This window comes from Marinobacter arenosus (genome assembly GCF_019264345.1).
Lineage (GTDB): Bacteria > Pseudomonadota > Gammaproteobacteria > Pseudomonadales > Oleiphilaceae > Marinobacter > Marinobacter arenosus.
The window spans coordinates 255,129-267,429 of sequence record NZ_JAHVAO010000002.1 but is presented as its reverse complement, the minus strand read 5'-3'; the positions used below and the strand labels follow the sequence as shown (position 1 = coordinate 267,429).

Genomic DNA, 12,301 nt, shown 5'->3' with positions numbered 1-12,301 from the left:
CTCCCGGGTAGTCCCGCGAGATGTCGAGGGCATCCAGCCAATGAACAGAGTATAGGCTGACTCTCGCCCTTCGTATGCCCTGAGGTTTTCTGCTGGGTTACAGTTTAGCCAAGCGTCTGCATGTGGCTCGAAGTCAGGCCTTTTTCACAAACTCCGACTTCAGTTTCATCGCGCCGATGCCATCGATCTTGCAGTCAATGTCGTGATCGCCGTCAACAAGGCGGATGTTCTTGACCTTGGTGCCTACTTTCACCACCAAACTGGAGCCTTTCACCTTCAGATCCTTGATCACGGAGACCGTATCGCCGTCCTGCAGTTCATTGCCGTTGGCATCACGCACCACTGCGCCGGCTTCGGCCGCCGCAGCTTCGGCCTCTGACCACTCGTGACCGCATTCGGGGCAGACGAGTTGAACGCCGTCTTCGTAGGTATATTCAGAGCTGCACTGCGGGCAGGGAGGGAGCTGGGCCATGAGTGGTTTCCTGGGAGCGTAAAGTAAGCACAGGATACCAGAATTCGCTGTGCCAAGGTCCGCCAACGCTCACTTTCCGGGCGCCACCCGAGCCAGTATCTCTGGCGAGTCTGACAGAGGAAGCGCGAGGATAACGCCCTCGTTTGAGGCCGGATAGATGCCCGTCAGTGCCGTGGTATTGACCTGATGGGACACCAGGATAATGGGCTGGCCATCGGCCATGGCGTTCACGCCGTCAATGGTTTCCCGGGTCTGGCGGGGCTCACTGCTCCGGTTCTGGAAGAACGAGTTCAGTGGCGGCCAGCCGGTAACCTCGCCCACATTCATTTCAGTCGCGGTATCCATGCACCGGCACCATTGGCTGGAATACACCCGTGCCTCGGTAATACCGTGTTCCGCCAGAAACGGCTTCCAGGACCGAGCCTGCGCCCTGCCCGCCTCGTTAAGATTCCTCTGGGTACTGCAGTCTCCGAGCTTGAAGTTTGCCGGGTCGCCGGTTCCCGGAGCGAGGGCGTGACGCATCATCAACACCGCATTACCGTCGCGAAGGGCTTGCCATGCATCGGCGTGGTTGTCGCTGGCGGCCAACTGAAATGACATCATCAACGCCACCACGCCGAGAGCCAAAGCTTTCAGGGTCATGTCAGTGCCTCCCGTGCCTGAAAATGTCCACTTTAAGGTTTGATACGTCCAAACACCCTACCAGGCTCACACCAACAGACGGTAAACTTGCCGCCAGAGCCAACCAATCAAGGAACCCTCCATGCCGATCTGGGTCGATGCCGACGCCTGCCCTGTCCCCATCCGGGAAATCCTCTGCCGGGCCGCCACCCGCTGGCAGATTCAGACCACCTTCATTGCCAACCACAGTATCAATCTCCCGCCGAGCCCCTACATCCAGCGTCGCCAGGTTCCCCAGGGTTTCGATGTGGCGGATAACGAGATTATGGACCAGATGAGTCCTGGCGATCTGGTGATTACCCAGGACATTCCCCTGGCCGCTGAAGCCATCGAAAAAGGTGCGGACGTGTTCAACCCCAGGGGGCAGGCTTTCACCAAAGAGAACATCCGCCAGCGCCTGGCCATGCGCAATTTTATGGAAGAGATGCGCAGCGCCGGCCAGGTAACAGGCGGCCCTGCCCCATTCAGCCAGACGGACCGCAAGGAATTCGCTGACAAGCTCGATCGCTGGCTGCAGCGCAACCGCAAGGGCTAGCAGCGCCGTCTTCACGCCTTCGCCCCGCACTTGTTGGTAATGATTCTCTTTTATTTCTGAGAGGTTCCCGCTACCCTTTGCGCTTTTCCAGCCTTCGCGGAGTGTTTTCATGCCCGGCCATGCCAGCCACACCACCAGCAGTTTTGCGGCCCTCGCCCGCCTTTTTCGCTACGCAAGGGGTTATCGGAGACAGATCATTGCCGCTGCCACCTGCTCCATCATTAACAAGCTGTTCGACATCGCGCCGGAGATCCTGATCGGCGTCGCCATCGACGTGGTGGTCAATCAGGAACAGAGTTTCGTCGCCGGGTTGGGTTTTGAAACGGCACGGGAGCAGATCACCATCCTGGCGATTCTGACGTTCTTCATCTGGGCCGGCGAATCCCTCTTCGAATACCTGTTCCAGATTCTCTGGCGCAATCTGGCCCAGCGCCTGCAGTCGGATTTGCGACAGGATGCCTACGAGCATGCCCAGCGCCTGGACATGAGTTTTTTCGAGGCACGTAGTTCCGGTCAGTTAGTGGCCACTATGAACGACGACGTGAACCAGCTTGAGCGTTTCCTCGACGGCGGTGCCAACGCCATGATCCAGGTGCTGGTGACGGTGGTGGCCGTCGGCGCCGTTTTCTTTGTCCTGTCGCCCCTCATCGCCCTGCTGGCCTTTACCCCGATTCCGCTGATTATCTGGGGCGCCTTCTACTTCCAGCGTAAAGCGGGCCCGCTGTACGCCGATGTGCGGGAGAAAGTCGGCGATCTGTCCAGCCGGCTGGCCAACAACCTGGGCGGTATCGCCACCATCAAGAGCTTTACCGCAGAACAGCGGGAAGCGGCACGCCTGAAGGAAAGCAGTGAGGCCTACGTGGAGGCCAATCGCCGGGCCATCCGGATCAGTTCCGCCTTCATCCCCGTGATTCGCATGGCCATCCTCGCGGGCTTCCTGGCCACTTTCACCGTCGGCGGGATGATGGCCCTGGAAGGTTCGCTGAATGTTGGCGCCTACGGTGTACTGGTATTCCTTACCCAGCGTCTGTTGTGGCCCCTGACCGGCCTGGCGGAAGTGATCGATCTGTTTGAACGGGCCATGGCCAGCACCCGGCGCATTCTCGACCTGTTGGCTGAACCGGTCTACGTGCACGACCAGGCCGGCGAATCGCTGCAGACCCCGGTCAGGGGTGAGGTCCGGTTTGAGAAAGTAAGCTTTCACTATCCGTCCAGTGGTGCCGGTATCCGCGGTATCGATCTCAACGTACCGGCCGGTCATACCCTGGCGCTGGTTGGCGCGACCGGTTCTGGCAAGTCGACCCTGATCAAGCTCTTGCTGAGGTTTTACGACCCCAGCCATGGCCGCATCCTGATCGACAACCAGCCCATCCAGTCTGTCAGCCTGAAGTCCCTGCGCGAGGCCATCGGCCTGGTAAGCCAGGACGCCTACCTGTTTGAAGGCAGCATTCGGGACAACCTCGCCTATGGCAAGCCAGACGCTTCCGAAGAAGACATCATCGAAGCCGCGAAAACCGCCGAGGCCTGGTCCTTCATTGAGGCCCTGCCCGAGGGGCTGGCAACGCCGGTAGGCGAGCGCGGTGTCCGCCTTTCCGGGGGGCAACGCCAGCGCCTTTCCCTGGCTCGTGCATTGCTGAAAGACCCGCCGATTCTGGTCCTCGATGAGGCCACCAGCGCCGTGGATAATGAAACGGAAGCGGCGATACAGCGTTCCCTCAAGCGCATTGGCCACAACCGAACGGTGATCATGATTGCCCACCGCCTCTCCACCATTGTCGACGCCGATACCATTGCCGTTGTGGAGGCAGGCAAGGTGGTGGAAGCCGGAACCCACCAGCAACTCCTCGACCAACAGGGTGCCTACAACGCCCAGTGGCGGGTGCAGACCGGCCAGGCCTGAGCGCCTGGGCCGGCCACAATCATTATTGATAGTAATTCGCATTTAGATTATCCTGCAGGCCTTCAGATAGCCGGGAGCCTGCATGTCTGCCTTTTTCGTAGTAACCAACCTGGGTGTCCGCATCGGCGACACCACCATCGTCAATAACCTCAACATTGGCTTTCAGGAGGGAGAAGTCACTGCCCTCCTCGGCCATAACGGCTCCGGCAAATCCACCCTGCTGAAAATCCTGGCCCGGCAGCTGACGCCGTCCACGGGCGAGGCCAGCCTGTTAGGGCATTCGTTCCGCGATACCGGCGCCCGGGAGTTTGCCCGTACCGTCGGCTACCTGCCCCAGCATCCGCCTGGAACCGATGGCCTGACCGTCCGTGAACTGGTCGCATTGGGCCGTTACCCCTGGCGCGGGCCACTGGGGCGTTACACCGCCGAAGACGACCAATTGATTGACCGGGCCATTGAGGACACCGGCCTGAACCGTTTCCGGCACCGCTCAGTGGACACCCTGTCCGGCGGCGAGCGTCAACGTGCCTGGATCGCCATGCTGCTGGCCCAGAAAACCCGCTGCCTGTTACTCGACGAGCCCATTTCGGCGCTGGACGTGAAGCATCAGGTGGAAACCCTGCGGCTGGTACATCGCCTCGCCGAGGAAAGAGACCTGACCGTGATTGTGGTGCTGCACGATGTCGATCTGGCCGCCCGGTTCTGCGACCGCCTCGTCGCTTTGCGCGGCGGCCAGTTGATCGCCGACGGGACACCGCAGGACGTCATGACCAGCGGCATACTGGAAACCATTTACGGGGTGCCAATGGGGGTGATGGAACGCGCGCCCGGCCAGTGGGTGTCCTATGTCCATTGATCGCCTGACCCGAATCATCATCGTCCTATGGCTGTGTTTTTCCGCCACCGTGACGGCCGCAAAAACCTGGCAGCACGAACAGGGCACCCTCACCCTGAGCGAAGCTCCCAAACGCGTTGTCGCCCTGAACTGGGCCGCGACCGAAACCCTGCTTCTTTTGGGCGTAACGCCGGTCGGCGTGGCGGACAAGGCCGGCTATTCCGTCTGGGTCCAGGAGCCTGAATTACCGGAGTCGGTCCCCGATATCGGCGCCCGAGTCGCCCCCAGCCTCGAGGCCATTGCCGAGCTGAAGCCGGATCTCATTGTCACCAGTTCCGAAATGGCACCAGCCACCGATCTGTTGGAGCGCATCGCCCCAACCTACGTGATCAGCGTGTACACCCAGGGGTCCAGGCCGTTCGAGAAAGCGCGGGAGATGTTGCTGACCCTGGGTGACATTCTCGACGTGGAGGAACGCGCCCACGCCATCCTGACGGATATCGACAACACCCTTGCCGCACAGCGTGAGCGCCTCAGGCAGCATGGCGTTACCGATCAGCCGGTTGCCCTGGTGAATTTCCTCGACGACCGGCACGTTCGAATTTATGCCCCCAATGGTCTGTATCAAACCACGCTTAACGAGCTGGGGTTGACCAATGCCTGGCCACACAACGGCAACTACTGGGGCTTTTCCGTGGTTGGCCTTGAAGCCATCGCCGCCTACCCGGACAGCCGCGTTGTGGTCATTGAGCCAACCCGACCAGAGCTTTCCGACCATCTGGCGCACAGCCCGTTCTGGACCTACCTGCCCGCGGTGCGGCGCGACGAGGTTTATCAGATAGACGCGGTCTGGCCATTTGGCGGGGTGTTCCCGGTCAAGCGCCTGGCGATGGACCTGACGGACGCGCTCCTCCAGGGAGGTACTGACAATGTACGCTGAAACCCGGCTCACCACGCGCGCACCCAGACTTCCCGGCAAACTCCCATTGGCGGCGGTCCTGCTTTGGCTTGGGGCACTGGCCGCCAGTGCGTCGCCCTGGCTAGCCGAGTTGAATCCCACCGCCCTGATTTCCGCATTCTGGACCTACAACGGGGACGATTACACCTCTGTGTTGGCCCATTTCAGCTGGGCGCCGCGGGTTTCCATCGCCATTCTGATCGGCTGCGGCCTGGGGCTGGCCGGTGCCGTCACTCAGCAGGTACTGGGTAACCCTCTGGCTTCGCCAACCACGCTCGGTGTGGAAGCCGGCGGGCAGTTCGGCGTGACGGTTGCCACCCTGTACGCCCCGGCGGTACTGGCGTTCAGTCCGGACCTTGCGGCCGTGGCCGGAGGGTTGTTGGCCATTGGGCTGGTGATCGCGCTGACCTGGCGCCTGGGCTTTTCGCCGGTTACGGTCATTCTCGCCGGCCTGGTCATCACCTTTTTCATGGGCGCGCTGAACATGGCCTTCCTTCTGCTCAGGGGCGAATGGCTGGGCAACCTGTTTATCTGGGGCGCTGGTTCTCTGGTTCAGAACAACTGGGCTCCGTTTATGGACCTGTGGCCACGGGTCCTGGTCCTGGCGCTCGCGCTGGTCCTGCTGATGCGACCGTTGCAGCTGTTGCAGCTGGGCCAGGCCTCCGCCAGCTCGCTGGGTGCCCGGGTGGGGCTGATCCGGATGCTGGCGCTGTTCCTCGTGGTGCTGATGAGCGCCACGGTCGTCAGCCGGGTGGGGGTGGTTGCCTTTGTCGGCCTGGCCGCGCCGGTACTGGCGCGCTTGCTCGGTGCCCGGACCCTTGTTGAACGCCTGTTATGGAGCACGCTGTTTGGCGGTGGCCTGCTGCTCCTGGCCGATACCCTGGCGCACTGGGCGTCCACCTGGGGCGATGGTTCCCTGGTGCCCACCGGCACAACGACGGCGCTGATTGGCGGGCCCATCATCCTGCTGGCCCTGCAAAGTTTCAGGAACACGCACCACATGCCCGGCCAGGGTTCCAACCCAACCGGCTTTATTCCAGTGCGACGCCCCGCCGTTGTGATTGGCTCTGTCTTGTTCACGCTGCTGTTCGCCACGTTTGTTGTTTCCATGGGCTGGTCGCCGGGACTCCAGGAATGGAGCTGGACACCCCTGAGCCAGTGGGACGATGCCTGGGTCTGGCGCGGCCCCCGAATGCTCGCGGCCATTCTTGCCGGGATCGCTCTGGGTCTTGCTGGCACCCTGATACAGCGCATGACCGGCAACGTGATGGCGAGCCCGGAAATGCTTGGCATCAGTGGCGGTGCCGCCCTGGTCATGGTGCTGATCGTCCTGAGCGGCGTTGACGTCGGCCGCGCCGGGCAGTTGACTGCGGCCACGGCGGGCGCAGCCGGTGCCCTTGGCCTGTTGATCCTGTTGGCGCGGCGACACCGCTTTGCCGGCAATCAATTGCTGCTGGGCGGGCTCGCACTTTACGTCTTCATGGATTCCGGGCTACGGCTGGTGATGGCCTCCGGAGGGACCGTGGCGTCCAAGTTGCTGAACTGGATGTACGGTTCCACCTGGCTGATTTCCGAACCCGAGGCGCTGGCGCTGCTGAGCCTGATCCTGTTTGTCAGCCTGTGTCTGTTTACCGTCATCCGCCCACTGACCATCCTGCCCCTGGGTGACACTACGGCGTCATCCCTGGGACTGCCCGTCGGCCGGGCCCGCCTGGCCCTGCTCCTGATCGCCGCACTGCTGACAGCCGCGGCTACCGTGGTCATCGGGCCATTGAGTTTCGTCGGTCTGATCGCACCGCATCTGGCCCGCGTACTCGGACAGCAGACGGTGGGCCGGCAGATGATTGTGGCCGCCCTTGCCGGCGGCCTGTTGCTGGCAGTTGCCGATTATCTGTCCCGGATTGTCGTCTACCCCGCGCAGTTACCCGCCGGGCTTCTGGCGGCCCTGGTCGGTGGCCTGTATTTCCTGTGGGGGCTGAGCCGCCATGGCCGCAGCTGACTCTGCGATTACCGATTGGCCAGGGCGATATCGGCAACTGCTGGCGTCCGCCGGCCTGGACGCTGAATCCGTCATAGGCCAGGCGTTGCAGCCTCCCGATCTGGAGCATCCCGCACTGCTCTCGCTGGCCCAGTGCCTTGAACAGCCAGAACGACTGCAACAGCAACTTGCCCAGGACTATCCCGACACCACCGATGCCCGCGCCCTGCGGGCGTATGCCTCTTTCATCCAGCAGGATCTGGCGCTCTCGGTGATTGCACCGCTGACGCTGAAACTGTTTCGCGATGGCGCAGCGACCCTGCCGGACGCAAACCGGATTTTCCTTGCCTCCGCTCGCGACGGGGCGGCAACGCCGCGATGGTTTCACGCGCCATCACAGCCTGCATTGAGTGTGGCGGAGTTCGTTCCGCAATTGAGCGCGCTCGTAACAGCCTGGTATCCGGCTTTCCGGCAGGGTCTTGGAGTCAGCCCGGGGGCCTACTGGAGCAGTATCGCCCTGGGTCTGGGCGCGCCTTTCTCGGCGGTGTGGAACCTTGCGGATGCGAAGGGGGTATGCAGCCTGGCTCAAGCCTGGCTGGCGGCATTCACCTGTGATGCCCATCGATTCATGGACTGGATACCGGCAGAATTCAGTGGCCACCTGTGCGCCATTCCCCAGCGAAAAGGATGCTGCCTGAAGTATCTGCTGCCGGAAGGTGGGTACTGCGGCACGTGTGGAGTCTATCGTAAAGCGCGTATGGCTGAGGCTAGCCCCCAATCCCGGAGCCAAGCGCCAGGCCAGTGGCTGCCAGCGCAATAAGCAATCCGGCACCTGCGGCCAGTTTCAGTCCTTCGATCATTTCCTGTTCCGGTGTCATGAGGCACGCTCCCAGCATCCATTGCGGTGCAAAAATTTCCGGAGCGGGGATCACCCGCTCCGGAACCGGTTTCAGTAAACCCAGGAAACGGTCAGGCTGGCGTTCGCCGGCTCGCCGTAGAAGCCCTGGGCCGAGGCGCCGAATTTCTTCAGGCTCTCGATGTACTTCTCATCGGTTACGTTGTTCACGTTCAGGGTGGCATTCCAGTGACGGGCGAAGTCATAGCTGGCCATCAGATCCAGAACGGCGTAGCTGTCCTGTTCGGTAACGATGGTGCTGCCGGCGTTCGGACCTGTCGTCGCCACGCCCTGCTCCTGGCTGATTTCGGACTGCCAGCGAACCTGACTGCCGACTTTCAGGCCGTCGATGCCGGGAACTTTCCAGGTGCCGCGCAGTTGTGCCAGATGCTCCGGAACAAAGGACTTCGCGGCGTTGCCATCGGCGTCTTCAATGTCCACGTATGTGTACCCGGCAAAGACCTGGATCCGGTCGGTCAGATCGCCAACGAGTTCCAGTTCCACACCCTGACTCTCAAGGCCGTCGATGCCACGGTAGTAAACGTCCGGCGAGTCCGGGTAGGTGCCAGCGGCTTCCGCCACGTTCTTCTGCTCGGTCTGGAACAGGGCCACGGTGGTGTTCACGCGGTCATCGACAAACTCACTTTTCAGGCCGAGCTCGTAATTGACGCCATCAATCGGGTCCAGTCGGTCGCGGTTGATGTCCAGCTCCGTCTGCGGCGCGAAAATTTCGGTATAGCTGGCGTAAACAGAGTGGTTCTCGTTGACGTCATAGATCAGCCCCGCGTACGGCGTCTCTACCGCGTTGTAGCTGGTGTTCTTGGTACTGCCGTAACTTTCACCTTCGCTATCCAGCCAGGTCAGACGCAGGCCAGTGATGGCGGTGAGCCGATCCGTCAGGCTCCAGCGCGCGGCCGCGTAGGTGGCAACTTCCTTATCGGTCCAGTCTGAACCCTGGGTGCCGTTGTCATAGGTGGGGCGAGGAAACGAACCGTCAAACTGATCCAGCGGCGGCATGGCGGTGCCAGTGCTGCTGTCGTAACGGGACAGATCCTCGGTTTCAGAACGAGACCAGCTCGCGCCCACCACCAGTTCGTGGGTCCGGTTGGCGAGGTCAAACGGGCCTGTGGCATAGGTATCAACCACCCATTGCTCGACATTCAGGTCGTACTGACTGGGGTACGCGAAGAGGCCCAGCTCGGTTTGCGGGTCGGGCGTGCCGTACTGGTAGAACAGCTCCGAGGTGCTGTCGTTCTCCAGACGGAAGACCGTGCCCTGGGCACGCCAGCCACCGGCAAGCTCCTGCTGCAGTTCAATGAAGCTGTTGTTCTGGGTGTTGTCCCAGTAGGACCAGTCGGACGCCGTGCTGGTTGAACGGGCGTAGTCCGTCGCGGTGCCGTCGGTGTAGAACAGCGGCAGGGCGCCCCAGAGCGGGCTGTCTGTATCGGAGGTCTGGAACGAGTGCCCGAGCGTCAGCAGCGTGGTGTCGGTCAGATCCGCTTCGATCACCCCGTAGAACATCTGCTTCTCGTTGCTGTAGCGATCAAGGTAGGAGTCCTTGTCCTCGTAGCCGGCCACAACCCGGCCACGAACGGCACCGGATTCAGACACGGCACCGGACACATCGCCCACGATGCGTTTCTGATCCCAGGAGCCGCCCGTTACGGCGATGGAACCGTTGGTTTCTGCTGTCGGGCGTTTTCGGATGAAGTTCACCGTTGCCGCCGGATTGCCGGAACCGGTCATCAGACCGTTGGCTCCACGAACCACTTCGATACGGTCAAAAAATGCCGTATCCAGCTCACCCTGGACGTTGTCATAGACCGCCGGGAGGCCGACACCGTCGTATTGGAAATTATTGATGTCGAATCCGCGAGCCGTGTAGTAGGTCCTGTCGGTTTCCACCGATTCCACGGTGACACCCGTAGTGCCCTCAAGAACATCGTTAATGTCGTTCTGGGCAAAATCATCCATCTGTTCACGGGTGATAACCGTGACTGACTGGGGCGTCTCACGGTGGGTCAGCCCCATTTTCATGGTTGTGGTGGTGGATTCCGCGACGTAGCTACGGGTTTCTTCCGACGAGGCCGGACCGCGGTCGGCGGAGACCTCCAGCGCATCCAGGACCATCGGTGAATCGTCCTGCGCCCAAGCCATGCCCGGCAGGGTGGCAGCCATCATGGCTGAGATCAGGGCCTTGCGGCGGAAGGCAGCATCAGGAATTCGGGACATCTTCTTCTCCGTTTCTTGGGGTCAATCAAACTTGAGACGCACATCTTAATGCGAATCATTCTGATTTAAAATAATTAATTTGAAATTGCCCTGGAAATGCCCCCGCTCCCCCCCCTTCTGGACCGGCGGCGTGGCGCAGCAGGTGCTATTCTGAGAACTCCGCCGGCAGGTAATTCGTATGCCACTGACGACAACAGACCGGGAGGTGCCGATGCGTCCCCTCAGACAACTCGCGATCGCAGCCAGCCTCTTCCTGGCGGGGCTGCCCATGGTATCCGGCCAGACCTTTTCCTCAGACGCCGGGCAATTCCGGCTCGAAACCGTCGCCACGGGCCTTGAGCATCCCTGGAGCCTCGCCTTTCTTCCGGACGGATCCCTGCTGGTGACCGAGAGAGCGGGACGCCTTCGCATTCTCCGCAATGGCGTGCTCGATCCCGATGCCATCCCCGGCGTCCCCGAGCTCGTTGTATCCGGTCAGGGCGGGCTGCTGGATGTGCTATTGCATCCGGACTTCGGGGAGAATCGCACGCTGTTCCTCAGCTACGCACACCGGTCGGACGGTGGCATGACCACGAGAGTGGCGAAGGCGAGATTCGAGCAGGACCGTCTTGAGGATGTAGAGGTGATTTTTGAGGCCCTGCCCCGCTCCAGCAAGTCCCGGCATTTCGCCGGGCGCATGGAATTCGACAGCAACGGCTACCTGTACGTGGCAGTCGGCGACCGTGGCGAAATGGACCGGGCCCAGGATACGTCCGACGACGCCGGGGGCGTGCACCGCATTACCGTGAACGGCGAGCCGGCCCCGGGAAACCCCGGCCTGGATAACCCGCAAATCAACGATACGTTCTTCACCTGGGGCAACCGGAACATTCAGGGGATGACGATACATCCGTCCACCGGGGCCATCTGGACCCACGAACACGGGCCCCGGGGTGGGGATGAAATCAACATCCTGCGGGCCGGGACCAACTATGGCTGGCCGGAAATCACCTACGGCATCGGCTATTCCGGCATTCCGATTACCCTGGACACCGAAAAAGAAGGAATGGCGCAGCCCCTGCACTACTGGGACCCATCCATCGCACCGTCAGGCATGGCCTTCTACACCGGCTCGGGGATGTCAGAATGGCAAGGCGATCTGTTTCTGGGGGCGCTCAAGCTTCAGAAACTCGTCCGCCTGCGCATCAAAGATGAGGCCGTGCTTGAAGAAGAAGACCTGCTGACGGATCTGGGAGAGCGGATACGGGACGTTCGGATGGGCCCCGATGGAGCCCTCTGGCTTCTGACCGACGATTCCGCCGGTAAGGTTTACCGGTTGCTGCCCGCTCAGTGAGGGTCGTTGGTTCTTTCGGTTTTCTCGAACTGGGGGATATCGTCGGTTATCTCAAACCAGTCCGATTTTGAGCCTGTATACACATGCTGTGCCGGGCCCTTGCCCAGAGGCTCATTGATGGCACCTACCCGCAGGCGCAGGATGCCCGGAATGGCGTCCACCCGGCTGTAAAGCTGGCTACCGCAGCGGCTGCAGAAAGCCCGGTATTTACCAGGGCGGGATTCGAACTCGGTGACCAACGCTTCGCCGCTCACGAATCGAAACCGGATCTTCTGCACGGGTGCACTGGCAGAAAACGCACTGCCGTGGGCCCGGCGGCATTGGCTGCAATGACACAGGGCAACCGGACCCAGGGGACCGTCGTATTCATAGGTGATGTCGCCGCACAGGCATTGGCCGGTATACATAGCTTTGTCTCTCAATCGGGCGGGAGCGCGTCAATTCAGGGCTGATGATACCCGCCGGCTACTTGAAGAACCAGA

11 protein-coding genes are annotated in these 12,301 nt (G+C 61.4%); 7 read left to right on the top strand and 4 right to left on the bottom strand.

Going from position 1 to position 12,301, the window contains the following annotated elements; genetic code table 11:
* Positions 1-133: 133 nt before the first annotated feature.
* Positions 134-472: a zinc ribbon domain-containing protein YjdM gene (locus KXD86_RS15625; RefSeq protein WP_218637086.1), complete on the bottom strand. Its 339-nt coding sequence runs from the start codon at positions 470-472 to the stop codon at positions 134-136.
* A 69-nt stretch (positions 473-541) separates the two neighbouring features.
* Positions 542-1,114 (bottom strand): histidine phosphatase family protein, encoded by a 573-nt coding sequence (locus KXD86_RS15620; RefSeq protein WP_218637085.1) that lies wholly within the window; start codon positions 1,112-1,114, stop codon positions 542-544.
* 121 nt (positions 1,115-1,235) lie between these two features.
* On the opposite strand from KXD86_RS15620, the gene KXD86_RS15615 reads away from it, so the two are divergent.
* The 6 genes from KXD86_RS15615 to KXD86_RS15590 all read left to right on the top strand — a co-directional run bounded on the left by KXD86_RS15615 (position 1,236) and on the right by KXD86_RS15590 (position 8,179).
* Entirely contained in the window at positions 1,236-1,688 is a 453-nt protein-coding gene (locus KXD86_RS15615; protein WP_218637084.1) for a YaiI/YqxD family protein, read from the top strand.
* Between the two features lie 109 nt (positions 1,689-1,797).
* The gene (locus KXD86_RS15610; protein WP_218637083.1) at positions 1,798-3,588 is read left to right on the top strand and encodes an ABC transporter ATP-binding protein; all 1,791 of its coding nucleotides are present in this window, start codon (positions 1,798-1,800) and stop codon (positions 3,586-3,588) included.
* A gap of 82 nt (positions 3,589-3,670) precedes the next feature.
* Positions 3,671-4,444 (top strand): ABC transporter ATP-binding protein, encoded by a 774-nt coding sequence (locus tag KXD86_RS15605; RefSeq protein ID WP_218637082.1) that lies wholly within the window; start codon positions 3,671-3,673, stop codon positions 4,442-4,444.
* Complete coding sequence (locus KXD86_RS15600; protein WP_218637081.1) at positions 4,434-5,363, top strand: ABC transporter substrate-binding protein; 930 nt, start codon at positions 4,434-4,436, stop codon at positions 5,361-5,363. The genes KXD86_RS15605 and KXD86_RS15600 overlap by 11 nt, the downstream gene beginning before the upstream one ends.
* A complete protein-coding gene (fhuB, locus tag KXD86_RS15595; protein WP_218637080.1) occupies positions 5,353-7,380 on the top strand; it encodes a Fe(3+)-hydroxamate ABC transporter permease FhuB in 2,028 nt (675 codons plus the stop codon). The genes KXD86_RS15600 and fhuB overlap by 11 nt, the downstream gene beginning before the upstream one ends.
* Complete coding sequence (locus KXD86_RS15590) at positions 7,367-8,179, top strand: (2Fe-2S)-binding protein (protein ID WP_218637079.1); 813 nt, start codon at positions 7,367-7,369, stop codon at positions 8,177-8,179. Before fhuB ends, KXD86_RS15590 begins: the two co-directional genes overlap by 14 nt.
* 129 nt (positions 8,180-8,308) lie before the next feature.
* Here KXD86_RS15590 and KXD86_RS15585 read toward each other — a convergent pair whose 3' ends face one another.
* Positions 8,309-10,486 (bottom strand): TonB-dependent siderophore receptor, encoded by a 2,178-nt coding sequence (locus KXD86_RS15585; protein ID WP_218637078.1) that lies wholly within the window; start codon positions 10,484-10,486, stop codon positions 8,309-8,311.
* Between the two features lie 211 nt (positions 10,487-10,697).
* On the opposite strand from KXD86_RS15585, the gene KXD86_RS15580 reads away from it, so the two are divergent.
* Positions 10,698-11,819 (top strand): PQQ-dependent sugar dehydrogenase, encoded by a 1,122-nt coding sequence (locus KXD86_RS15580; RefSeq protein ID WP_218637175.1) that lies wholly within the window; start codon positions 10,698-10,700, stop codon positions 11,817-11,819.
* Here the strand turns inward: KXD86_RS15580 and KXD86_RS15575 are convergent.
* Positions 11,813-12,226: a GFA family protein gene (locus KXD86_RS15575; protein WP_218637077.1), complete on the bottom strand. Its 414-nt coding sequence runs from the start codon at positions 12,224-12,226 to the stop codon at positions 11,813-11,815. The two genes, KXD86_RS15580 and KXD86_RS15575, sit on opposite strands and share 7 nt — an antisense overlap.
* Positions 12,227-12,301: the final 75 nt, after the last annotated feature.